Source organism: Paenibacillus sp. FSL W7-1287 (genome assembly GCF_038004245.1).
GTDB classification, from domain to species: domain Bacteria; phylum Bacillota; class Bacilli; order Paenibacillales; family Paenibacillaceae; genus Pristimantibacillus; species Pristimantibacillus camelliae.
Map to the genome: position 1 here is coordinate 1,582,806 of NZ_JBBORD010000001.1, position 22,828 is coordinate 1,605,633.

General features: G+C 43.7%; 20 protein-coding genes and 2 riboswitches. Of the genes, 14 read left to right on the forward strand and 6 right to left on the reverse strand.

From position 1 onward, the window contains the following. The first annotated feature begins 16 nt into the window (after nucleotides 1–16). Entirely contained in the window at nucleotides 17–2,296 is a 2,280-nt protein-coding gene (locus NSQ99_RS07120; RefSeq protein ID WP_340835918.1) for a glycoside hydrolase family 65 protein, read from the forward strand. 73 nt (nucleotides 2,297–2,369) lie between these two features. After that, on the forward strand, nucleotides 2,370–3,050 hold the full coding sequence (gene pgmB, locus NSQ99_RS07125; protein ID WP_340835919.1) for a beta-phosphoglucomutase: 681 nt from the start codon (nucleotides 2,370–2,372) through the stop codon (nucleotides 3,048–3,050). Nucleotides 3,051–3,177: 127 nt separating this feature from the next. On the opposite strand, the gene NSQ99_RS07130 is transcribed toward pgmB, so the two are convergent. After that, nucleotides 3,178–3,879, reverse strand: a complete 702-nt coding sequence (locus NSQ99_RS07130; RefSeq protein ID WP_340835920.1) for a DUF421 domain-containing protein — start codon at nucleotides 3,877–3,879, stop codon at nucleotides 3,178–3,180. 109 nt (nucleotides 3,880–3,988) lie between these two features. On the opposite strand from NSQ99_RS07130, the gene NSQ99_RS07135 reads away from it, so the two are divergent. Further along, nucleotides 3,989–4,342 (forward strand): DUF4363 family protein, encoded by a 354-nt coding sequence (locus tag NSQ99_RS07135; RefSeq protein WP_340835921.1) that lies wholly within the window; start codon nucleotides 3,989–3,991, stop codon nucleotides 4,340–4,342. Between the two features lie 103 nt (nucleotides 4,343–4,445). Here NSQ99_RS07135 and NSQ99_RS07140 read toward each other — a convergent pair whose 3' ends face one another. Then, nucleotides 4,446–6,539 (reverse strand): stalk domain-containing protein, encoded by a 2,094-nt coding sequence (locus NSQ99_RS07140; protein WP_340835922.1) that lies wholly within the window; start codon nucleotides 6,537–6,539, stop codon nucleotides 4,446–4,448. 358 nt (nucleotides 6,540–6,897) lie between these two features. On the opposite strand from NSQ99_RS07140, the gene NSQ99_RS07145 reads away from it, so the two are divergent. The 3 genes from NSQ99_RS07145 (at nucleotide 6,898) to NSQ99_RS07155 (ending at nucleotide 10,180) form a co-directional block, all read left to right on the forward strand. Then, nucleotides 6,898–7,287, forward strand: coding sequence for a GntR family transcriptional regulator (locus NSQ99_RS07145; RefSeq protein WP_340835923.1), 390 nt, complete (start codon nucleotides 6,898–6,900; stop codon nucleotides 7,285–7,287). A 28-nt stretch (nucleotides 7,288–7,315) separates the two neighbouring features. Beyond that, nucleotides 7,316–8,425: a DUF1648 domain-containing protein gene (locus NSQ99_RS07150; protein WP_340835924.1), complete on the forward strand. Its 1,110-nt coding sequence runs from the start codon at nucleotides 7,316–7,318 to the stop codon at nucleotides 8,423–8,425. Nucleotides 8,426–8,577: 152 nt separating this feature from the next. After that, nucleotides 8,578–8,678, forward strand: a riboswitch (purine riboswitch). Between the two features lie 116 nt (nucleotides 8,679–8,794). Beyond that, nucleotides 8,795–10,180, forward strand: a complete 1,386-nt coding sequence (locus NSQ99_RS07155; protein ID WP_251669680.1) for an NCS2 family permease — start codon at nucleotides 8,795–8,797, stop codon at nucleotides 10,178–10,180. 73 nt (nucleotides 10,181–10,253) lie between these two features. Here NSQ99_RS07155 and NSQ99_RS07160 read toward each other — a convergent pair whose 3' ends face one another. Next, entirely contained in the window at nucleotides 10,254–10,667 is a 414-nt protein-coding gene (locus NSQ99_RS07160; protein WP_251669679.1) for a VOC family protein, read from the reverse strand. 238 nt (nucleotides 10,668–10,905) lie between these two features. Here NSQ99_RS07160 and NSQ99_RS07165 point away from each other — a divergent pair, with 238 nt between their 5' ends. The 3 genes from NSQ99_RS07165 to NSQ99_RS07175 are packed head-to-tail and all read left to right on the forward strand — an operon-like array spanning nucleotide 10,906 to nucleotide 13,454. Next, nucleotides 10,906–11,676, forward strand: coding sequence for a LamB/YcsF family protein (locus tag NSQ99_RS07165; RefSeq protein ID WP_251669677.1), 771 nt, complete (start codon nucleotides 10,906–10,908; stop codon nucleotides 11,674–11,676). Between the two features lie 27 nt (nucleotides 11,677–11,703). Next, nucleotides 11,704–12,447, forward strand: a complete 744-nt coding sequence (gene pxpB, locus NSQ99_RS07170) for a 5-oxoprolinase subunit PxpB (protein ID WP_251669675.1) — start codon at nucleotides 11,704–11,706, stop codon at nucleotides 12,445–12,447. An 11-nt stretch (nucleotides 12,448–12,458) separates the two neighbouring features. After that, nucleotides 12,459–13,454 (forward strand): 5-oxoprolinase subunit C family protein, encoded by a 996-nt coding sequence (locus NSQ99_RS07175; protein ID WP_340835925.1) that lies wholly within the window; start codon nucleotides 12,459–12,461, stop codon nucleotides 13,452–13,454. A 6-nt stretch (nucleotides 13,455–13,460) separates the two neighbouring features. Here NSQ99_RS07175 and NSQ99_RS07180 read toward each other — a convergent pair whose 3' ends face one another. Next, the gene (locus NSQ99_RS07180; protein ID WP_340835927.1) at nucleotides 13,461–14,528 is read right to left on the reverse strand and encodes a phosphodiester glycosidase family protein; all 1,068 of its coding nucleotides are present in this window, start codon (nucleotides 14,526–14,528) and stop codon (nucleotides 13,461–13,463) included. After that, complete coding sequence (locus NSQ99_RS07185) at nucleotides 14,525–14,971, reverse strand: hypothetical protein (RefSeq protein ID WP_445670540.1); 447 nt, start codon at nucleotides 14,969–14,971, stop codon at nucleotides 14,525–14,527. Before NSQ99_RS07185 ends, NSQ99_RS07180 begins: the two co-directional genes overlap by 4 nt. A gap of 1,213 nt (nucleotides 14,972–16,184) precedes the next feature. On the opposite strand from NSQ99_RS07185, the gene msrA reads away from it, so the two are divergent. The 3 genes from msrA to NSQ99_RS07200 all read left to right on the forward strand — a co-directional run bounded on the left by msrA (nucleotide 16,185) and on the right by NSQ99_RS07200 (nucleotide 18,766). Beyond that, nucleotides 16,185–17,135, forward strand: a complete 951-nt coding sequence (msrA, locus tag NSQ99_RS07190) for a peptide-methionine (S)-S-oxide reductase MsrA (protein ID WP_340835929.1) — start codon at nucleotides 16,185–16,187, stop codon at nucleotides 17,133–17,135. Between the two features lie 55 nt (nucleotides 17,136–17,190). Beyond that, nucleotides 17,191–17,778: a nitroreductase family protein gene (locus NSQ99_RS07195; RefSeq protein ID WP_340835930.1), complete on the forward strand. Its 588-nt coding sequence runs from the start codon at nucleotides 17,191–17,193 to the stop codon at nucleotides 17,776–17,778. Between the two features lie 265 nt (nucleotides 17,779–18,043). After that, nucleotides 18,044–18,766 (forward strand): NPP1 family protein, encoded by a 723-nt coding sequence (locus NSQ99_RS07200; RefSeq protein WP_340835931.1) that lies wholly within the window; start codon nucleotides 18,044–18,046, stop codon nucleotides 18,764–18,766. 345 nt (nucleotides 18,767–19,111) lie between these two features. On the opposite strand, the gene NSQ99_RS07205 is transcribed toward NSQ99_RS07200, so the two are convergent. Continuing rightward, nucleotides 19,112–20,392, reverse strand: coding sequence for a glycosyl hydrolase family 18 protein (locus NSQ99_RS07205; RefSeq protein ID WP_251669663.1), 1,281 nt, complete (start codon nucleotides 20,390–20,392; stop codon nucleotides 19,112–19,114). A gap of 404 nt (nucleotides 20,393–20,796) precedes the next feature. Further along, a riboswitch (purine riboswitch) is annotated at nucleotides 20,797–20,897 on the forward strand. A gap of 237 nt (nucleotides 20,898–21,134) precedes the next feature. On the opposite strand from NSQ99_RS07205, the gene purE reads away from it, so the two are divergent. Next, on the forward strand, nucleotides 21,135–21,620 hold the full coding sequence (purE, locus tag NSQ99_RS07210) for a 5-(carboxyamino)imidazole ribonucleotide mutase (protein WP_251669661.1): 486 nt from the start codon (nucleotides 21,135–21,137) through the stop codon (nucleotides 21,618–21,620). A 17-nt stretch (nucleotides 21,621–21,637) separates the two neighbouring features. Further along, a complete protein-coding gene (gene purK / locus NSQ99_RS07215; RefSeq protein WP_340835933.1) occupies nucleotides 21,638–22,810 on the forward strand; it encodes a 5-(carboxyamino)imidazole ribonucleotide synthase in 1,173 nt (390 codons plus the stop codon). Nucleotides 22,811–22,828: the final 18 nt, after the last annotated feature.

Consider the following 22,828-nt stretch of genomic DNA (forward strand, 5'->3'; position numbering starts at 1 on the left):
GATAGGAGTTTACGCTATGACATGGTCTATTGCAAATCAGTCGCTACTAGAGGCTGATCTACTAAATCAAGAGAGTATTTATGCACTGGGCAACGGCTATTTAGGCGTGCGTGGAAATTTTGAAGAAGGCTACCGTGAGGATATGAACAGCATTCGTGGCAGCTATATTAATGCTTATCACGACGTCATTACGATTCCATACGGTGAGAAGCTTTATGGCTTTCCATCAACTCAGCAGAAGCTAGTCAATATTATTGACGCACAAGGCATTGAAATTTTCGTAGGAAATGCGAAGGAAAGATTCAGCCTGTTTTCTGGCGAAGTGCTTTCTTTTACGCGTGAGCTGAAGCTGGATCAAGGCTATGCTGAGCGACGCATTCATTGGAAATCACCATCAGGCCAAGAGCTGAAGCTGATCTTCCGCAGAATTGTATCCTTTGCTTCGCGTGAGCTGTTCGTCATTGATGTAAGCATTGTGCCGATCTCAGTGACAGGTGACATAACGGTTGTGTCTACCGTTCAAGGGGATGTTAAAAACTACACAGCGGTTAATGATCCACGTGTAGCTTCAGGCCATGCTAAGCTGCTAACAACCACTGCGATTGGCTCTGAGGATGACATTGCTTATGTTCAGAATGAAACGTTAACCTCTAAGCTATCTGTTAGCTGTGCAGTTGCGCATAGTCATACCGATGCTAAGCAAAGAGAGCTTGTTGCTGAGCAGCAGCAGGTTAGCTACACTGCTGTCTTTGCAGGGGATCAGCCAATTACCTTTACGAAGTGGAATGTATATACCGATACGCTGCGTCATGGTGAGCAGAGCTTGGAGACTGCTAAGCAAAAAGCAAGAGAGCTCTCTGGTACCGGCTTTACCCAGCAGCTTGAGCTGCAGCAGCAAGTATTAAGTAAGTTCTGGGACAAATCAGATATTGTCATTTCAGGCGATGCTGCGTTGCAGGAAGGAATTCGTTTCAATATATTCCAATTGCTGCAATCAGCGGGTCGCGACCAATACAGTAACATCGCTGCGAAAGGTTTGTCTGGTGAAGGCTATGAAGGGCATTATTTCTGGGATACAGAAATTTATATGTTCCCAGTATTTTTACTTACTCAGCCAGAGATAGCTAAACAGCTATTACTGTATCGCTATCAGATCCTGCCGTTTGCGAAAGAACGTGCGAAGGAAATGGGGCATGCTAAGGGTGCGCTTTATCCTTGGCGAACAATAGCTGGAACGGAATGCTCTTCATTCTTCCCATCGGGCACAGCGCAGTATCATATTAGCGCCGATATTGCCTATAGCTATATTCAATATTATATGGCAACAGAGGATGTTCAATTTTTTGCTGATTACGGAAGTGAAGTGCTCGCAGAAACTGCAAGACTTTGGATGGAGGTTGGTCATGAGCGTGATGGCCGCTTCTATATCGATGAAGTAACAGGTCCAGATGAGTATACTTGCTGCGTCAACAACAACTATTATACGAATGTTATGGCGAAGAATAACTTAGCGTGGGCGGCAAAGTCACTACAGCTAGTGCAGCAAAGTCTTCCTGAGAGCTATGAGCAGCTGCTTCAGAAGCTAGAGCTAACCGTCGAAGAGATCGACTCGTGGAGTCGAGCAGCACAAGTGATGTATCTGCCTTATGACGAGAAGCTTGATATTAATCCTCAGGACGATTCGTTCATGAATAAAAAGGTGTGGGATTTTGCTAATACACCAAAGGAAAAATATCCGCTGCTATTGCATTACCATCCATTAACGATCTATCGTTATCAGGTATGTAAGCAGGCAGATACTGTGCTTGCTCATTTCCTACTAGAGGATGAGCAGTCATTGGAAACAATCAAGCATTCCTATGACTACTATGAGCAAATTACGACGCATGACTCCTCATTATCCAGCTGTATATTCAGCATAATGGCTTCAAAAATCGGCTACGATGAAAAAGCGTACCACTACTTTAGAGAAACGGCTCGCTTAGATCTAGATAATACCCATGGTAACACGAAGGATGGCCTGCACCTTGCGAATATGGGCGGAACGTGGATGGCTATCGTGTTTGGGTTTGGAGGCGTAAGAATTAAACAAGATTCGTTGTCTCTAGCGCCAAAGCTGCCGGCAGATTGGAAGGATTATCAGTTCAAGCTGCAATATAAAGGACGCTCCATCGAAGTTAAAGTTACTCGTGGCGAGGTTGAACTGAATTTGCTGTCAGGTGATGCGTTAACAATTACGCTTTACGGACAGTCTGTTTCATTGAATCAGGGCGGCTCCTACAAGCAAAAAATATAATGATAAATTACGTTCAAAAAGCTCGGCTCGAGCTTTTTGAACAACCTCTAAAAGAAAGTGAGGGAACCAAGACATGACAACTACTCCAATTCAGGCTGTTATTTTCGATCTTGATGGTGTCATTACAGACACAGCGGAGCATCATTATCTTGCCTGGAAAGCTATTGGTGATGAGCTTAATCTACCATTTACTAGAGAATTCAATGAAAATCTAAAGGGTGTATCCCGACTTGAATCATTACGTTTGCTGCTTAGTCTATCCAAGGAGCCGCTGCACTATAGCGATGAGCAGCTGCATGAGCTGGCAGAACGAAAAAATGAGCTATATAAGGAATTAATTGCGACCATTAAGCCGTCGGATGTATTGCCAGGTATTCCAGAGCTGCTTGCTGACCTAAAGCAGCGTGGAATTAAGACCGCGATCGCTTCAGCGAGCAAAAATGCATTTTCCGTCATTAGAAACCTTCAGATGGAGGAGCAATTCGATATCATTGTCGATGCAGCCAAGATTAAAAATTCTAAGCCTGATCCTGAGGTTTTTCTAGCTGCAGCACAGCAGCTAGGGGTTGATGCACAGGCTTGTGTTGGCATCGAGGATGCGGTTGCTGGGGTGGATGCCATTTTAGCAGCTAAGATGACAGCAGTTGCGATTGGGCAAAAGGATCACTTTCCTCATGCGCATCATGTTTATGCAAGCACAGCCGAGCTGAATGTTGAACAGCTGCTTCAGATCCATGAGCAAGCAAAAAAGTAGCATAGATTGTATAGTATAAAAAAAGCAGCTGACACTTGTAATATAGTGCCAGCTGCTTTTTCATGACATGAAGTAGTACAGATTATGTAGCGATGGACATGCTCAAAAATAGGATTCTTCTTTGTTACTAATGCTTTTTGCCAACGTTATCTTGATACAGATCGACATACAGCTGCTTATTCGCATCGACCTGTGCAATAAATACATCTCGTTCATCATAAGCGCCTTTATTTTTAATTTCCTTCGTCAGCCATTGCTTATCGAGCTTGAGCGCACTTAGGTTCTCCTGCAATATATGGCCATCTACGATAAGTAGTGTTGGTGCGTGTTCATTTTTTACTTTCATCCCTAATAAGCTAGCGGTAATTGGATCAGCCTCAGTTTTTTTCATGATACTTAGCTCACCGTTCGTTTCTAAGACTGCCATCTCCACATCATCAAGCTTAAATACCCCCTTCTCTCGAAGCATCATCATCAATTCATTGATGTTAAACTGGTTCTTCTTCATTTCATCCTCTAGAACCTTTCCCTCTCGAACAACGATGGAAGGCCTACCATCGGTTAGCCTTGCGAATGCCCTTGATTTTAATTCTAGATATCCGAGTAGAATTGGGATGAGCCCCCAGACAATTAAGGAGATTAACCCATTAGATATTTTGACGTTTTGATCCACGGACATCGTTGCTGCAATTGATCCGATTGTAATTCCAACGATATAATCAAAAAACGTTAACTGTGAGAGCTGCTTTTTTCCCATAATTCTCGTTAATATAAGCAGAACAAGAAATGCGATAACAGAGCGAATAAATATAACTAAAATCTCAGGCATGCTGTTCCTCCTCTTACATGCAAAATGAAGTCTCCTGCATAAGTTTTGCTTATTATGGGAATTTCTAAGATAAAATATGCAGGCATAGAAGAAGGAGACAGGAATATTTATGCGTTTTAATAAAGCTATAGCTGTAATTATCGTAGGTTTTACATTATGTTTCGTACTAACAGGCTGCTCTAGTGTTACAGGTCAGCGTGATTTTAATAAATTCATGAGTAATCTAGAACATCACTTGCATGCTGAGGACTGGGATGCACTACATAATCAGATGGACGACTTAATGAAGATATATGCAAAGAATAATTGGAAACTCCAATTAATCGGTGATGAAGGAGAGTACGAACGTCTCCATGAAAGTATCAATCGGTTTACAACAGCGGTCGAAGCTAGAGAAATCATGGATGCCAAGCTTGAGCTGGCAACGATTAAAACAATCATTGAGGATATTTATTCGTTGTAAAAATAAGCTTAAATCTTGAGCATTGAGTTAAAACAGGGTCAGTCTGTCGTCCACCGATAGGTGGCACGACAGGCTGACCCTTTGTCATTACGATATAAGCTCGTTAATTTTGAGATTGAACTGTCTCTTGCTGATTCTCCTGCTGACCATCCTGCTCAGCGCTGGATGCATTCGCATTGTCGGCAGCATCTAATGAAGGAATCGGTACGAACATAAGATGAAGAGGCATATTGCTTCCTGGTGCAACAATGTACTTAATATTAATGGTTTCTTGGAAGCTTCCGCTGCGATGAATAAATCCAGCTTCATCCTGGCCCTTAAGAATACTATTCGATGTTAATGGGATAACCTTGTCATTAACGATGAGTGCGCCGCCATAATGACCACCACGAGGGTTTAATAGAACGGCAGTATGAGGCTCAACATCCAATGTAAGATCATAAACTACACCGCCATTGCCATAGTTAATAAGTGGCTCCCCTGTTACAGCATCAACACCTGTAAGCAGCTTGTCATGCTCTTGCTGCTTATCGCCAAGAACTAGCTTTTCACCGCGATTTTCACCAAGCACCTTATTAACGACAAGACTTCTATTGCCACCCGAGAATGTTCCTCGAATATGCTTTCCATCATGTTCACTTTGTGGAAGTGTTTCTAGCGCTGCGATGCCATCTCCATCCTTTTCAGTGACGACTAATGAGTATTTGATAGGAGTAGGGCTGTAATATTCACCAAAGATGGTTAGCGTCTTAGCTGGTGTAATCGCAGGAACATTAGTCATAAGCTCCACGCTTTCTCCAGGCAATAGGGTAACTGTTTCAGGCTGTAACGGCTCTAGAAGCTTCTCAAGGAAGCGTGCAGCTGCAGTTTTACCCGCTGTAGAGACATGAGTTACTGGCCCTGCATAGACGAAGCGATTGGTCGAAACAGTCGTCGGCTCATCGCTTTCATTCGTTGCAATAAGATGCAGCTGGAGAGGCTGCTCCGCAATATTTTGCTTGTGAATATTGAAACGTACGGCACCAGAAATGGTATCGGCATAATCAATGGCTGCTCCAGTTAGCTGCTCAGGGCTATTCGTACGAACAGAAGTTACGTCCTCTGATACAATCTCATATGCAATCGAAGGAAGTGATAATGAGAAGGAAGGATCAACAGGAATTTTATCTCCCGGTACGGCAAAGTTCAAATAGAATTGATCCTTCGTGTACAAGACCTCATTCGAAACAGTGATCTGTTTTTCAACGGACGAGACAGCACCAAAATCATCCTGAACCTCAAGCTTTACCGTATACGTGCCTGCTTTGAAGAACGCAGGATCATTTCCAGTCCAAGTGTTACGAACAATTTTGCCATCGTCTGAGCTCAAATTATTGTAGTAGATCGGCTCACCGATTTTATACGTTAATTTATTCGTAGAGAAGTCAGCGATAGGAGCAACATTAGGCTTATTAACTGTGATCGTAACCGTATACGGCTCACTCCATATTCCACGATTATCTTTTACTTGTCGAGTAATCGTGTACTGTCCAGGATCAGCGTATGTCTCCTCTAATCCATCCCATTTCTCTTCAACGATGCTGAATCCACCTGTTGCTGCCGCTTGATCCTTAATTGTTACCGTAGTTTCCCCTGCGACAATGTAACGTTCATTGACTGAGAAATTAGCTTTAGGCAGCGTATTAAGCGTTAATGATATGTAGCCGCCACTTACCTGCAGGCTGCTGCCAGTAGCATTCGCCCATGCACGTAGAGGAATCATAAGATGACCATTGCTTGTAAATGCTTTTCCGCCAGCATTGGTTCTTTTTCCATCAACCGTTACCGTGCTTTCACCTTGCTTAAATGCGATTTTATGGCTGCCATTCGATGCAATCGACTGCTTTGTCTGGCTATCATAGCTCACTTTATATCCAAAAAGCTTAGCAATGCTTTTAAATTGTACATAGGTTGTCCCTTTTTCAACCTTCAGAGCTTCATCTGAAGAGGTAGGAACACCATTTACATAGATAAGGTTGCTATTTTTAGTAAACTGGAATCGATCGTTCCCAGTAAGAGCCAATGATTGCTGCTCTACAGACGTCTGAGCAGCGTAGGCTACAAATGGACGAGCAGATTCGTTTGATTGTATAAAAGGTAATGCGGTCAAGCTTAATACAGCAACACTCGCTGTAACTACTTTTAAGTATCGTTTCATATTTAATCTCCTTTAAATGCATCTGGCTATTCTTTATTGATGGTTGCTAATAAATAAGACCTATCAAACGTAATAACATTAGGTTAAACGACATGTACGCTGTGGAAGTTGCGCGGCTCTAGTGAAATAAATGTCGCAAAAACCAATTGTTAATTTTCTGTGAACAACTGCTCAAGTAAAAATATGTAAGCCTTCATTAATAGTTACATAACGAGTACACATTGTCACGTGCAAAAGATTGGAAGTTCCTCAGTTAAGCTGCATTTAAATAACGTAAGTAATTGACATGATGTTCTATCTGTTATACTATATATATAACAGATAGAACATATATACAGATATGTGAGGTGAAGCATGCGTGCTCTTATCTATTGATTTGCAATCTGAAACGCCCATCTATACGCAAATCGCTGAAAGTATTATTGAAGGAATCGCTCGAGGAGAGCTGGAAAAAGGCGAAGGATTGCCATCTGTTCGTGCATTAGCCGTAGATTTAGGTGTTAATTTACACACGGTCAATAAGGCCTACCAGCTATTAAAGCAAGAGGGCTACGTTCAAATTAATCGGAAGCAGGGCGTAGTCATCGAACCAAACGAATTCCCGAAGGCCGATGAGCTGTTTAAGCGCAGACAGGCAGAAAGGATGAAGCCTATTATTGCTGAAGCAATATGTCGAGGTATGACGCAGGAGCAGATTAGAGAGCTATTTTATGAGGTACATGAATCACTGCAGCCTCGCCAGCAATAGAACTATACTTCTAAAGGAGATGGGTCTGATGACAGGAGCTAATTTAGTTTTAATCGGTATATTTATTCCAGTAATATTATTAATGGCATTCACTCCATATCTAACACGGAGAACAGAAGCATTTGGCGTTACCGTGCCAGATGGTGTAAAGCAACAATCCTATATTGCGAGACATATTAAGCGCTATATGCTGTTATGCTTAGGCCTCGGTATTATACTTATAGCAGCGATGTTCATACTGATTAAGCCAGAGGGTAGTGAACAAGATCATTCGATATGGTATTCAGTCATAATTGTTAGCTACTTAGCTTTAACCTTTCTGGTTTTTATCGTCAGTCATATGCAAATTAAGGCTTGGAAGCAGCAGCAGCCCTGGTATGAGGAGACGAGCTCGTCTCAGAAAATTGTCGTTCAAACCGGCTTTCATAAGGAAAAAACAACTATCTCACTTGTTTGGTATGTTCCTCATATCATTGTCGTCGCTTTAGCTATGGGATACAGCATCATTCATTACGACAAGTTTCCAGAGCTTTTACCGATGCAATATGACTTTAACGGAGAGGTGACGAGAGCGGTAGAGAAAAGCATAGGCTCTGTACTGACATTATCGTGGCTATCGATAGCGATGATTATCGTGTTCATCATCTCCCATCTGTCTATTGCTAGATCTAAGCAAGTGATTGAAAGTCAAGATCCGCACGGTTCATTACAACGCAATGTCATCTTTCGTTACTCATGGTCTGTGTTTCTAGCTATTGCCGGATTTCTTGTCGTAATACTAATGGTGCTTGGTCAGCTTTCTCCTTTATTAGAGTGGTCTAGCAATACCTTTATGGTAATCGTCTTTACTATTGTCGGCATTATATTGTTAGGGTCTATTCTATTGAGTGTGAAGCTAGGGCAAGGCGGCTCGAGATTGAAGAATAGTAATACTCAGCAGGGAAAAGCCTCCGTAGAGGTTGCCGATCTAGATCAGTATTGGAAGCTTGGCATCTTTTATGTTAATCGCAACGATCCAGCGATCTTTGTGGAGAAAAGATTCGGAGTAGGCTGGTCTATTAATTACGGTAATCCGATCGCATGGTTAATTACAATTGGAATTTTAGCGATTGTCCTCATTCCGGCAATATTTCTATAAAATTCAATGATTTATGTTGGGAAAAAGTAACTTAATAGTGCTCCAGACTTACTTCTTCGATCAAAATACGAATATTAAATAGAATTTTATATTAAAATATTCGTAAAACGTATTGACGGCATGTCGTAATTTCTATAAAATTGTAGACGGAATATAACAAAAGCATATTCTTTCGTATAATCTCAAGAATTGGCTTGAGAGTCTCTACAAGGTCACCGTAAATGATCTGGCTACGAAAGGTGAGAGAAAACCACTCGGCCGGTGGTATATTTTTCTCCTTTTTGCAAAGCCTAGGGAATGCGACACACAAGCATTTTTCTATGGCTTTTTTTGCTTGTTCCAACACAATTTTGGGAGGTAATATTCAAAATGGAGCGTTTCTTTCGTTTAAAGGAACTAGGAACAAATGTCAGAACTGAAATTATGGCAGGTCTAACGACTTTCATGACGATGGCTTATATTTTGGCAGTTAACCCAATGATATTGTCAAATGCTGGTCTTGATTGGACGGGAGTGTTTATAGCAACTGCTCTTGCAGCAGGTATCTTCACCATTGCGATGGGTCTATTCGTTAATTTCCCCGTTGCACTTGCACCAGGTATGGGGCTAAATGCGTATTTCGCATCCGTTATTTTAGCTTCAGCGGCAACAGATGCACCGATTAGTCCGGCAATGGGACTAACAGCTGTATTTATTTCAGGTGTTATCTTTATTATTCTAACGATTACACAAGTTCGTCAAATGCTAATTGATGCTGTACCAGACAGCTTAAAGCATGCAATTACCGTCGGTATTGGTTTGTTTATTACGGTTATTGGTATGAAAAACAGCGGCTTAATGACGATTTCTGTTGAAAGCTTTGCAGATATTAAGGCATTTACATTTACACCTGTGACAGGTCCTGAGACTGTTATTGGGATTGGAAGCTTCTCAGATCCAACGATGCTACTTACTATTGTTGCTCTTGCTCTTATTGGGATTCTTATGGTGCTTCGTGTACCTGGAGCGATTCTATGGGGTATTCTTGGTACAACTTTAATTGCGATCGTAACAGGAAATGTGAATGTTAGTGAAACATTTGCAGGTAAAACTTGGATTCCTGACTTTACGACTATGCACTTTGCAGACTTTGACTTTGCAGGCGTGTTTGAAGTTGGTCTAATTACAGTTATTCTAACCTTTACATTCGTTGAGCTGTTTGATACCTTCGGTACACTAGTTGGTACGGCTACAAAAGCAGGTATCATGAAGGATCCAGTGGAAGGTAAAAAACGTGTAGGTAAAGCGATGTTTGTTGACGCAATCGGCGTAAGCGGCGGTGCGGTGCTTGGTACAAGTACAGTAACAGCTTTCGTTGAAAGCTCTTCAGGTATTGCGCAAGGCGGACGTACAGGCCTAACAGCAGTAACAACAGGTATCTGTTTCTTGCTTGCTCTATTCTTATCTCCGCTTGTAGCACTTATTCCAGGAGCTGCTACATCAGCTGCACTTATTATCGTAGGTGTACTAATGATGCAATCCGTGAAGGATATTGATTTTACAGATATGGTTTATGCTATTCCATCCTTCTTCACGATTGCGTTCATGGGCTTCTCTTACAGCATTGCTAACGGTATCTCTTTCGGTATCGTATTCTATGTTGTCCTAGCGACTATCGCGAATGTGACAGGTAAAGGCAAATATAAGGTTCACTGGTTAATGTGGATTCTTGCTGTACTTATTGCTTATCGTTATCTATTCATGGGTGGCGAATAAGAGCTTACATTATCTTAATGCACGAACTTATAAAGAAGCAGCGCTTGGCCGGCGCTGCTTCTTTTTTATATGTTTATTGCCCGAGATTAAGCTGCCATTGAATCCCATAACGGTCGATCACTTGACCGTACAGCTTGCTCCAGAATGTCTCCTGCAGCTCCATTAAAACCTCGCCGCCAGCCTTGAGCTTTTCATAGACTTCTTTAAGCTCCTCGGCATGATCGCTAATGTAGGCAAGAGTGATGTTGTTGCCGACAATATAATCCACACCGGGAAATGTATCAGAGAACATAACGGTGCTTCCATTAATAATAAGCCGAGTATGCATCACTAAGTCCTTCGTGCTTTCATTAAATAGCTCCTTCGGTCCATCAGGAGAATCACCGAAGGTCATTATTTTCGGCTCTTCCGCATGAAATACCTCCTTATAGAAATGGACAGCCTCACGACAATTCCCGTTAAACGTTAAATAGACTTCAACCGACATGTAAAAGCAACTTCCTCTCTATTGTTAGATGCCACCATTAGCATAACCACATTGCAAAGTGTTTATCTCTTAATAACCTTTACTACTTAGATCACGAGATCACCTCTACTGCAACTGACGATCAGTCAATCAGTATTTAATCAAATTGCATTTCTTCTATTATTAAAGGTACAATTTAGTTAGGAAGGTTCTGTATATCGTTAGAATTGGATACGAATACATAAATGGGAGTGTAAATATGTATAAAGTGGATTTAAATTGTGATATGGGTGAAAGCTTTGGCATTTATTCCTTTGGACAAGATGAAGAGCTGATGAAATATATAACATCTACAAATATTGCTTGTGGCTTTCATGCAGGCGATCCATTGACGATGCGTAAAACAGTGAAGCTTGCTCTTAAATACGATGTTGCCATCGGCGCGCATCCAGGTCTGCCAGATCGACATGGCTTCGGCCGTCGCATGATGGATATACCTGCGGAGGAGATCTATGGTCTTGTCCTGTACCAGATGGGTGCACTGCAAGCCTTTGCGGTTGCTGAAGGCAGCCGAATAAAGCATGTAAAGCCGCACGGCGCCTTATATCATATGGCGAACGAAAGTACAGATATTGCAGAAGCGATTGCGGAAGCGGCATATCGGATAGATCCAGATATGTATGTCGTTGGTCAATCCAACAGTAAGCTCATCAAGGCAGGTGCCAGAGCAGGGATGCGTACCTTGAATGAAGTGTTCGCCGACCGTAATTATGAAAAGAATGGTGCGTTAACACCACGCTCTCATGAACAGGCGCTTATTGTACAATCGAAGTTTTCATCAGAGCGAATGATTCGTATGGTGAAGGAGCATAAAGTCGAAAGTCGTACAGGGGAGGATATCCCTATGCGTGCAGATACGATATGCGTTCATGGCGATTCGCCGGATGCGCTGCAGCATGTCATCGAGCTATCTCAAGCGCTTAAAGCGGCTGGTGTCGATATCGCCCATCCTTCAAAGCTGGAGCTATAAGAGCAGTGGAGAGGAAGGGTGAGATAGATGAAGGCTGAGATTATGGCGCTAGGTGAAAAATCGATCATCATTACGTTAGGCGATGACATCGACGAACAAACACATAATAGAGTTGTACATTTGCTAGCTGAGCTGGAAGGTCATAAGCTGCAGGGTGTGATAGAGTATGTGCCTGCATATTGCACGATAACGGTTCATTATGATCCATGGCACATATGGAAGTGGGCAAGAAGCAATAATATGCAGCTGTCTTCTCCAAGAGTATGGCTCCAGAAGCAGCTAGAAGCGATCATCGAGCCTTATATTGAAGGAAAGAACGAGGAGAGCAGCAATAGTAGAGGTCGCATTGTTGAAATACCTGTATGCTATGGAGGCAGCTATGGACCAGATCTTGTAGATGTGGCGAGACATAATGAGCTTACGCCTGAAGAAGTAATTGCCATTCATTCGAGCGGCACATATCTCGTTCATATGCTGGGCTTTGCCCCAGGATTTCCGTATTTAGGTGGAATGAATAAGGCTATTGCAATGCCCCGTAAGGCGATACCGAGAGCATCTATCGAAGCGGGTAGTGTCGGTATTGCAGGAGCTCAGACTGGTATCTACCCGATATCTACACCGGGAGGCTGGAGAATCATTGGTCGTACGCCGTTAAAGCTATTTCATCCCGAGTTTGAGATTCCAACATTAATTGAAACAGGCGATCGTATTAAATTTATCCCGATCACGCACGAGCAGTTTGCTAGTATCGGCGAGCTGCATTGGACGTAAGGAGAGATCGTATGGCAATCGAAATGATAAAGACAGGAATGCTGGCTACCATCCAAGATCGAGGGCGCTTTGGCTATCAGAAATATGGAGTCAATGTGAATGGAGCGATGGATGAAGGCTCCGCTCGAGTGGCGAATCTGCTCGTAGGGAATCCAGAGGATGCGGCGGTTCTTGAATTAACCTTGTCTGGAGCAGCGCTTAGGTTTACAGAGGACCATTTGATAGCGATATGTGGTGCAAATATGTCACCTATGATGGACCAAGCCTCGCTTCCTATGTGGCAGCCGATCATTGTGAAAAAAGGCAGCATCTTAACGTTTGCGAGCTATGTAAGCGGCTGTCGCGTATATGTTGCAATGGCTGGTGGTATCCGGGTTCCGTTAGTGCTGGGCAGTAGCAGCACGAATATGAGAGGTCAATTGGGCGGATTTAATGGTAGGTCGTTACATAGTGGAGATATACTGGAGGTTGGTCATGTTGATGAAGCCTCACGCAGTGCAAGGCTATGGAAGAAGCTGCAGCAGAGCATAGGGCCTACGTTTAACGCTAAGCTATTCGCGATGGCTCCAGAAGAACAGGTTACGATACGATTTATTCCTGGACCTGAATATGAGCTGCTTACAGCGGATAGTAAACAGAAATGGCTGAATGGCACATGGCGTATTGATGCTCAGTCCGATCGAATGGGCTATCGTCTGCATGGCGAAATGCTGGAGCTAGAAGGCTCTAAAGAGATGATCTCGGAAGGAACAGTTCATGGACTCATCCAGCTTCCTGCCAACGGCCAGCCGATCGTCTTGCTATCCGATCGACAGACCACTGGAGGATATCCACGCATTGCCTTCGTTGCTGCAGTAGATATTCCGATGTTTGGCCAGCTAAAGCCAGGTGACGCGATTCGTTTCGTACCGGTCACCATTGATGAAGCTGAACATCTGCTGTTAGAGTATGAGCAGGATATGGCGATGCTTAAGGCAGCCATGATGTTGAAATGCAGTGGAGCTTAAGCTTACTTATTTATAAAATAATAAATGCGTAGGGAGCTTTCTCAGCTTGCCGTCTGACGGCGAATTAATAATATTTCCATTAAATATAAGCGACGCAGAGCCACCTCCGTCCATGTTATAGGCGGATTGAACATCGTATGATCGAAGGATGTTTTGAATTTCTGCAAGTGTAGCACCTGCGCTTCCATTCGTATTATAGCCGTCTGTGACGAATAGAATGATTTGATCATCCTTGAAATTCCCAAGCACGACGCGTGGTGCACGCTTAGGGGAGGTTTTCCACTTCGCTGGAATTGTTTGTTTCTTCCCATCCTTCAGGAGAACTGGAACGAAGCTTGCACCGAAGCGGGGCTTAAGCTTGTCCAGCTTCTCTTTATCCTTGAAGACACCGCCGATTAGTTCGTTCTGATCATTGAAGCCAGCAAAGAATAGATTGTTCTTGCTAGGTTGAAAGCCGTTGACGTACTTTCCGTTTATGATCGTAGTTCCAAGCGGATAGCGCTTCGAGCCAGAATCGGCAAACCCACCAGCATTCACGGCAACAGCTGCGCCATACGTCTTGGCTGCTTTTAATGTAGTCATTGCATCTCCAAGCTCATCACCGCCGAGTACCATGTCGACAGCCTTAGATGACTTGAGTTTAATCTTTACGATATACCCTTGAAAATGCTCATAGCTTTTATAATATAGCTGGGCCTTAAGCTTGCTGCTGTTAATTGTAGCTGAAGGAGTTCCTAGCTTTTTATTAAGCTTTTGATCATAAATCGAATACGGATAATTGAGCGTATCCTTAATCATTGGTACGATAGAGCTGACGAGCTTTGTCGTTTCACTATATTTAGAGTAGCTATGCTCAATATTCGCACGTGTGACTTGAGCAAGCTCAGTGCTTGCAGCAAGTGCTTCCGCAGCTTGGTTGTATGCTTCAGCTTCGAGTACTGGCTCGCTGATTGGAGCTGAATCAGCTATGTAAGCTTTGGTACTGTTTAGTAAGACAAGCGCGATAAAGCACCCGATGAAGGGGGCAATGACAAACAGCATGAGACGGTTTAGATACTGAATGCTACTTGTCATTTTAACAGCTCCATGCTTTTTTGAAGCTTTTGCAGCTGAGCTTTAATATCGTTGATTTGCGAGTATAGCTGATTGCTGTTGTCATTATTATTACTGCTATTATCCTTGACGAACGTAAGCAGCTGATTCAACTCTTCGATTTGCTCGCCAAGCGCGGCGATTTTTTCATTGTAGCTGCTATCCAGCTCGCTGAGCTTTGTGTTAAAGCTTGTCTCTAGTTCAATTAGCCGCTGCTCAGTTTCTTGACTAAGCTGATCAGCTAAGCTTTGCTCTACATGGTTCATGTACGTATGAGCGCCATAAAGACCGCATGCGATAAGCAGCAGCCATAGCATCATAAAATTAACGAATAAGAGCTTGGATCGTCGCTTTTTTGCTCGCTCCTTTCGCTTCTCAGCGGGGAGAACGGGATTGGAATTTCTTTCTTGTTGTTGTACTTGCATGTCTGACACTACGTTTCACCTCAATACTATTAGACGCGTCTAGTTGAATAAAGTTTGCAACATTAAAATATTGTAACATTTTGATGGGGATATATGGGGGCATGTATAATTTTACATAATCTTCGGCTTTGATGACGATGTCACTTCATAGTTGCTTAGTCGACGTCGAAGCTTGAACGCTAGCGAAAACTCTGTTGCTCACGTACCAAGTAACGTACGTTGCGCTACTCGTTTTCTACTAGCGTCCGATCTTCTCGGTCCTGAAAGCCGAAAGGAGATTAGCTAAAGGTGTGGCTTTGATGACGATGTAACTTCATGGCAGCTGATTCGACGTCGAATATGGGGTTCAACCGAAAACTGCGGTGCTCACGTACCAAATAACGTACGCTGCGCTACTCGTTTTCTATAACCCCTAGCGCAGCTTACCAACTCTAAAGCGACCTCCTGACGCAGGAAGGTTCGAGCGTAGAGATGGTTAAGCGGAGCGCTGAAAGCCGAAAGGAGATTAGCTAAAGGTGTGGCTTTGATGACGATAATAACAGCGTAGCTAAACTTCTCTAAAAGCGACCTCCTGACGCAGGAAGGTTCGAGCGTTAGAGAAGTTTAGCGTAGCGCTGAGGGCTCGTAGGAATGCGAAGGTTGAGCTTACAAAGCATGTTTTTTAGTATTTATAATATAAGCATCAGCGTAGCTAAACTTCTCTAAAAGCGACCTCCTGACGCAGGAAGGTTCGAGCGTTAGAGATAATTAAGCGGAGCGCTGAAAGCCGAAAGAGGTTAGCTTGAAGTGAAGGCTTTGATGACGATGTGACAATATTGGTATACTAGAGAAGACCCCAGCGGAGCTTCCATCTCTAAGCGACCCTCCTGACGCAGGAAGGTTCGAGCGCAGAGATGGTAAGTGGAGCGCTGAGTAATCGTAGAATGCGAAGGATAAGCTAGATAGTCATGTTCTCTTGTTTGAGATGTAAGCATCAGCGGAGCTTAACTATCTCTAAAAGCGACCTCCTGACGCAGGAAGGTCCGAGCGTTAGAGATAGTTAAGCGAAGCGCCGAATGCTCATGCAAACGCACAGGATATGCAAACTAAAGCATTTATCTCTAGCATGTAATAAACTACAGCGTAGCTTACCATCTCAAAAGAGAGTCTCCTTCCGTAGGAAGGTTCGAGCATAGAGATGGCTAAGCAGAGCGCTTATAAGGAGGTAATATATATGGCAACACAACTAGCTACCTTTGCAGGAGGCTGCTTTTGGTGTATGGTTACACCATTTGATAAAATGAGAGGTGTGCATTCCGTCATCTCCGGATATACGGGTGGCGACACGCCTAACCCTACGTATGAGGAGGTATGCTCCGAATCGACGGGTCATGTAGAGGCAATTCAGATCGAGTTTGATCCAGCGATTATCAGCTACGAGGAGCTGCTGGAGAAGTATTGGCAGCAGATTGATCCTACTGATGCTGAGGGGCAGTTCCACGATAAAGGTCACTCTTATCGTACCTTCATCTTTTACCACTCCGAGGAGCAAAAACAGGAGGCTGAACGCTCCAAGCAAAGGCTGCAGGAAAGCGGGATTTTCAGTAAGCCGATTGTGACAGAGATCGTACCAGCGAAAGAGTTTTATCCAGCTGAGGAGTATCACCAGGATTACTACAAAAAGAATCCTATGCGTTATAAAATGTACCGCAAAGGCTCAGGCAGAGATGAGTTTATTAAAAAGCACTGGTCAGTGAAAAAGGATGATTCCGAGCTTAAGGCTCGTCTGACACCAATTCAATACGAGGTTACTCAGCGTAATGCGACTGAGCCGCCGTTTCGTAATGAGTTTTGGGACCATACGGAGGAAGGCATTTATGTCGATATCGTCTCTGGAGAGCCATTATTCAGCTCTAAGGATAAATTCGATGCACATTGCGGCTGGCCAAGCTTCACTAAGCCGCTAGAGGATGACCATGTGCTTGAGGAACTGGATGTAACGCATGGTATGATCCGCACGGAGGTTCGTTCCAAGTTTGGCGATTCGCATCTAGGGCATGTATTCGAAGATGGGCCACAGCCAACAGGATTAAGATACTGTATCAATTCCGCTTCATTAGAGTTCATACCGAAGGCAAAGCTTGTTGAACGCGGCTATGCAAAGTACTTGAAGTTGTTTGAATAATACAGAAGCACAACGACATACATTGATACAATCGATGGGGAGAGGAGATATGTACATGTCTAATGTGTCATCAGCACAACGTGAAGCAATCTTAAAAGCGCTAAAGGAGCGCAGAACGGTAGGTCGAGTGAAGAAGGATGAGGTGCCAAAGGCACTCATTGAGCAGCTTATTGATGCTGCAACCTATGCGCCAAGTCATTATAATACACAGCCATGGAAATTTATTGTGATGACTGGGGAAGGGCGAAGCTTGCTTGGGGAAGGCTACGCGAAGGTACATCAAGCAACGACCGGAGAGTCTGATGCGGAAAAGCTTGAAAAGGAAGCGAAAAAAGCATTTCGAGCTCCTGTAGTTATTGCAGCAATATGTTCACCGTCTGAAGATCCACGTGCGATTATGGAAGAAGAGATGGCAGCAACCCACGCAGCAGTTCAGAATCTATTGCTAGCTGCACATGCTTTAGAGCTTGGTGCAATATGGCGCTCTGGCGCACCGTTGTATCATCCAGTCATGCATGAGCATTTTCAGCTATCAGATAAAGAAAAGCTAGTTGGGCTTGTATATGTCGGCTATCCAGAGCTTGTACCAGCTGTACCGACTCGCCGCTCCGTCGCTGATGTAACGACATGGGTGGAGGCATAGTGTATGTAATAACGAGGACGTTATAGTTTCGAGTAGTAAAACAATATGTGGAACAAGATTAAGCCCCGATGATGCTTCGATAGGTCATCGGGGCTTCTATTTTTTTATAGAATAAAATCTCTCAGATCTAGATTTTAGTATGCTAACGGAATATAGTATGTTGACGCTAGAGGTGTAACAATTTATGGTAAATGTGCAGGTGGACTCCGGAGTCACTGATCCTGTAAGTGCGCGTTAGATCACGATAAAAGGAGGAATTGACTAGATGACCAGCAAACTCAAAGCATTATCTTATTTGCTTGTTTTGACGTTTCTAGTTACAGCTGTTCCTACAGTGTATGCAGCTGTCATCCCTCACGATCAAGTTTTAGGCTTTACTGAGGTCACACCTACAACGACTGCACAGATTGCAGCAAAGACATTTCAGCCGACATTGAAGGTTACCACAGGCTGCGTACCCTTTCCAGCCGTAGATGCACAAGGGAATACGAGTGGAGGACTAGCCCCTTCAGGAGGCTCTAGCTCAGGCTGCAGCTCCAGTCCTGGACAGGTTTACTCTCGCGCAGCATGGTACAACGGAGTATACGCCATTATGTATTCGTGGTATATGCCTAAAGACTCGCCTTCTTCTGGATTAGGTCACAGACATGACTGGGAGGCAGCCGTCGTATGGATTGATAATCCAGTAGCAGCTAATCCACAGATTTTGTCTATTTCCTATTCACAGCACGGTAACTTTTATAATGTAGCTCCAAACAGCTCCAACACGAATGGAACTCACCCTAAGCTCGAGTACAAGAGCACATGGCCACTCAATCACGCTCTATTCACAACAAGTACAACCGGTGGTTATCAGCCTTTGATTGACTGGGATGATTTGACGTCTGCCGCTAGAAATGCATTAAATACTACTGACTTCGGATCGGCTAATGTTCCAATGAAGGACTCGAATTTCACAAATAATTTAGCGAAAGCTTGGTTTAATTAAAACTACAGATACACAACTGTGCGGCCTGCTATTGTAGCAGGTCGCTTGTTATTTCTCTTCCGCCATAGCTCCTTCATAGAGTGATAAGCGAGCAGAGATGCAGGAGTTACTAGTAAAGTCATCAATACAATAAAGGTATGCTGTATGACAGAAGAAACAATAGGAGGCATGATAACTAGGCTTTACTGAGGTTTCACCAATTTATCTCGTTACACTATGCCACGTAATTCGCCCTATTGTAACAGAATAACAACATACAGCACACCTTCTATGGATTACTGAATATAAGCTAATACGTTCGCTACATATTATAGTAGAAAAACTTATAAGGTCTAGAAAGTAGATTCATATTTTTTTAACTGTAAAATTCTCACTAAGTAGGTACCAGTTTGTCTCCGCTGGAATGCCAAGCTTCCAGTAGCTAACGCCTCGAAGTCCGTATTGCTTGACGAGATTAAACTTTGCCTGCAGGCTTCTTGCGTCCTCGAACCAAACAATATGCTGCTTGCCCTCCGTATCATAGAATGAAAAATGCGGAGACTGAGCGGTATTGTCATATTCAATGGCAGCCTTTCGCTCTCTAGCTAGATTAATGGCAGCATTCGTGCTAAGCGCGGCAGCTCTCGATTCACCTTCAACAAAAGGCAACGTCCAATGGTAGCCGTATAGCGGGATACCCATCATAATTTTGTTTGCTGGTATTTCGGTAAGCGCATAGCTGATTACTTTAGCAACTTCATTTAGAGGTGCAACTGCACGAGGCGGTCCGCCCGTCCAGCCCCATTCATAGGTCATAATAATGACAAAGTCTACAATTTCCCCATGTGCCCTGTAATCGTGAGACTCGTATAATATTCCAGGCTGATCGGCGCGATATTTAGGGGCGACGGCCGTTGAAACGAGATAGCCAAATTGGTGTAGATGAGCTGTGATATCTCTTAGGAAGTTGTTATACAGCTCTCGATCCTCTGGAGGAATATACTCGAAGTCAATGTTTAGTGCTTTGAAGCCACGCTCCTGCATCGTATTAGAGACCGTGGTGATTAGATGCGTGTACGATAAGTCATTATTCAATACCTCGTGGATGAGCTCTCTAGAAAACCCCTCCTCGGAAATGTTCGTTATGGCCATCATTGGTGCAACTCCACTTGCAATGGCAGCCTCCCGCACAACTTCATCATTAAGCTCAATTAATGTTCCGTCCGTTTTGATCTTATAGCTGAACATCGTTGCATAGGTCAGTTCATCGCTAATTTGCCTGATCTCAGCAGCCGCTTCTTCATCCATTCGTTCCATATACCCGTTAACCTCAATCGTTGTCAGCTTAGGTGGAGGGATGATTAATGTTTGACCAACTTGAATCATCGCTGGATTCGTCAGCTGATTAGCAGCAGCAAGCTCAGTGAGCGTTAATCCATATTGTCTTGCAATTGACCATAACGATTCCCCTCTTGCTACAGTATGTGTTCTATTTCCTGGCTGAGATGGAATGATTAGTGCTTGACCTACCACTAGCGGGTCACTTTCCTCGATCGCATTGACCTCAACGATATGCTGAAGTGGAACACCATACGTTTGAGCAAGATTCCACAAAGAATCATTCCTTCTCACAGTATGAATTTGCATAGTAAGCCTCCTTTCGTCATCATCATAGCTCCTACAAATTGAGTGAGCACACGATATGCTAAATGTATATTCCTGATTGGTGAACTGTAGTATCAAATACGTTATGCGGCGCTCTAAAAATTCGACTTTTAGTCCAAGATGATCATAAGCGACTGTAGCTTCCTGTAACGCTTCACGGATGGCAAAAGGATCGGTTGCTAAGTCAAAGGTAGAGGTTCAGAATTAATATTCGCTCTACAGATGACGTTTAATGTGAGATTTTATACTTCTTACTGAAAAATCGTCGGATAATCTAAATTTTATAGCTGCTACATGTCAGAAAAACGAACTATAATAAATGAACATTAATTAATGTTCGTATTTTGTTGACAGTGCACATATAGTTCGATAAACTATAGTTGTTGTTAACAAGAAAATAATTATCTCGTATAGGTTTGAGGGAATGGCTCAAACGTTTCTACCCGGAACCAAAGCTTTCTGGACTACGAGCTTCGTAAATAGATTGAAGAAGAAAAGGTTGGAGCATGCATGAGAGTTGTCAGAATAGCATAGCTGCTTGTCAATCGGTGTAGCATTTATATGGACATGTTACTTATTCTTCGATCAAGCCATTAGTGGGAACAGCGAGAGAATTCTGCGCTTGTTCATCGAAGTCAGTAGCAATTCGAGAGATTTATTGCTATTGGCTTTTTTTATGTCAATTATTCGTAAACACTTTATATAAGAAAGTAGGTTTTTCGTAATGTCTGCATTGGTTGGCGTAATTATGGGAAGCAAGTCTGATTGGGCAACAATGAAGCTGGCTTGTGATGTGCTAGAAGAGCTGGAGATTCCATATGAGAAAAAGGTCGTATCCGCACATCGCACCCCTGATTTAATGTTCGAATATGCGGAAACAGCTGCAGCGCGTGGTATTAAGGTGATTATAGCGGGAGCAGGTGGCGCAGCGCATTTGCCTGGGATGGTAGCCGCGAAGACGATACTCCCAGTGATCGGCGTACCCGTTAAGTCCTCAACTCTAAATGGACTAGATTCCTTGCTGTCCATCGTTCAAATGCCGGGCGGCATTCCTGTTGCAACGGTAGCGATTGGCAATGCAGGTGCTACTAATGCAGGGTTACTGGCCGGGCAGATGATCGGAGCCTTTGATCAAGAGGTACAGGCACGTGTGACTGCACGACGTGAAAGAGTTAAGCAGGAAGTGCTGGAAAGCAGTGAGGAGCTATGAGTATCGAGCAGCAGGCAATGATAAAGACAATTCTTCCTGGTGCGACGATTGGGGTACTTGGAGGAGGTCAGCTTGGCCGAATGCTGGCTAATGCAGGCAGTGAGCTCGGCTACCGCTTTATCACGCTTGACCCTACGCCGAACGGGCCGATGGGGCAGGTATCAGAGCAAATTGTTGCTGCCTATAGCGATGCAGATGCGGCACGCATGCTTGCTCAACAAGCGGATGTGATTACGTACGAGTTTGAGAATGTTAGCTCGGAAGTAGCGGGAATGCTGATGAAGGAAAGCTATGTGCCTCAAGGCAATAAGCTGCTTCATACGACTCAGCATCGCTTGCGTGAGAAGCGTGCAATTGAGGCGGCAGGGGTACAGGTTGCTCCATATCGTGAAATTACGTCCGTGGATGATTTACGAGAAGCCATTGCACATTTCGGCACACCGTCTGTTTTGAAAACAGCAACGGGTGGCTACGATGGTAAGGGACAATGGGTCATTCGCAGCGAGGAAGAGATCGAAGAAGCTTACGCTGCACTTTCAAAAGCGAAAACTGAGCTCGTGCTAGAGAAGTTTATTCGTTTCACGAAAGAGATCTCGGTAATTGCTGCAAGAAGTCCACAAGGTGAAGTAAAGGTATTCCCAGCATCGGAAAATATTCATGTGCAAAATATTTTACACTTATCGATTGTTCCTGCACGTATCTCAGATGATCTGCGCCAGCAAGCGGAGCAGCTAGCGATTCAAATCGCCGAAGGCTTACAGGCTGTTGGGCTAATCGCAGTCGAGATGTTTGTTACAGAGGAAGGAAGCTTGTTCGTCAATGAGCTAGCTCCAAGACCTCATAACAGCGGTCATTATACGATGGAGGCTTGCATAACGTCACAGTTTGAACAGCATGTTCGCGCAGTATGCAATTTGCCGCTTGGTGATCCATCGCTTCGTCAGCCAGTCGTTATGGTCAATGTGCTTGGTCAGCATGTAGAGCCGCTGCTGGAGCGCATGGCTGTACAGGATTCACTAGCAAATGAGCTTCAAGTGAGTACGAAGGTTCATCTGTATGGCAAGGCAGACGCGGTGCATAATCGTAAAATGGGCCATGTGAACGTGCTAGCTTCCTCTATAGAACAGGCGATGCAGTGGATTGAGCGTACTGGGATATGGTCAGAGGAATGGAATAGCTGGAATAAATAAAAAACGTTGGAAGGGTGT

What these genes read in the sequence shown, in the direction of transcription:
- NSQ99_RS07195 (WP_340835930.1), top strand. Translation starts at nt 17,191, where the DNA reads ATGTCTAATGTGTCATCAGCACAACGTGAAGCAATCTTAAAAGCGCTA.
- NSQ99_RS07180 (WP_340835927.1), bottom strand. Translation starts at nt 14,528, where the DNA reads ATGACAAGTAGCATTCAGTATCTAAACCGTCTCATGCTGTTTGTCATT.
- NSQ99_RS07185 (WP_445670540.1), bottom strand. Translation starts at nt 14,971, where the DNA reads ATGCAAGTACAACAACAAGAAAGAAATTCCAATCCCGTTCTCCCCGCT.
- NSQ99_RS07165 (WP_251669677.1), top strand. Translation starts at nt 10,906, where the DNA reads ATGTATAAAGTGGATTTAAATTGTGATATGGGTGAAAGCTTTGGCATT.
- purE (WP_251669661.1), top strand. Translation starts at nt 21,135, where the DNA reads ATGTCTGCATTGGTTGGCGTAATTATGGGAAGCAAGTCTGATTGGGCA.
- NSQ99_RS07155 (WP_251669680.1), top strand. Translation starts at nt 8,795, where the DNA reads ATGGAGCGTTTCTTTCGTTTAAAGGAACTAGGAACAAATGTCAGAACT.
- NSQ99_RS07200 (WP_340835931.1), top strand. Translation starts at nt 18,044, where the DNA reads ATGACCAGCAAACTCAAAGCATTATCTTATTTGCTTGTTTTGACGTTT.
- pgmB (WP_340835919.1), top strand. Translation starts at nt 2,370, where the DNA reads ATGACAACTACTCCAATTCAGGCTGTTATTTTCGATCTTGATGGTGTC.
- NSQ99_RS07135 (WP_340835921.1), top strand. Translation starts at nt 3,989, where the DNA reads ATGCGTTTTAATAAAGCTATAGCTGTAATTATCGTAGGTTTTACATTA.
- NSQ99_RS07120 (WP_340835918.1), top strand. Translation starts at nt 17, where the DNA reads ATGACATGGTCTATTGCAAATCAGTCGCTACTAGAGGCTGATCTACTA.
- NSQ99_RS07140 (WP_340835922.1), bottom strand. Translation starts at nt 6,539, where the DNA reads ATGAAACGATACTTAAAAGTAGTTACAGCGAGTGTTGCTGTATTAAGC.
- pxpB (WP_251669675.1), top strand. Translation starts at nt 11,704, where the DNA reads ATGAAGGCTGAGATTATGGCGCTAGGTGAAAAATCGATCATCATTACG.
- NSQ99_RS07150 (WP_340835924.1), top strand. Translation starts at nt 7,316, where the DNA reads ATGACAGGAGCTAATTTAGTTTTAATCGGTATATTTATTCCAGTAATA.
- NSQ99_RS07175 (WP_340835925.1), top strand. Translation starts at nt 12,459, where the DNA reads ATGGCAATCGAAATGATAAAGACAGGAATGCTGGCTACCATCCAAGAT.
- NSQ99_RS07130 (WP_340835920.1), bottom strand. Translation starts at nt 3,879, where the DNA reads ATGCCTGAGATTTTAGTTATATTTATTCGCTCTGTTATCGCATTTCTT.
- NSQ99_RS07205 (WP_251669663.1), bottom strand. Translation starts at nt 20,392, where the DNA reads ATGCAAATTCATACTGTGAGAAGGAATGATTCTTTGTGGAATCTTGCT.
- NSQ99_RS07160 (WP_251669679.1), bottom strand. Translation starts at nt 10,667, where the DNA reads ATGTCGGTTGAAGTCTATTTAACGTTTAACGGGAATTGTCGTGAGGCT.
- purK (WP_340835933.1), top strand. Translation starts at nt 21,638, where the DNA reads ATGATAAAGACAATTCTTCCTGGTGCGACGATTGGGGTACTTGGAGGA.
- msrA (WP_340835929.1), top strand. Translation starts at nt 16,185, where the DNA reads ATGGCAACACAACTAGCTACCTTTGCAGGAGGCTGCTTTTGGTGTATG.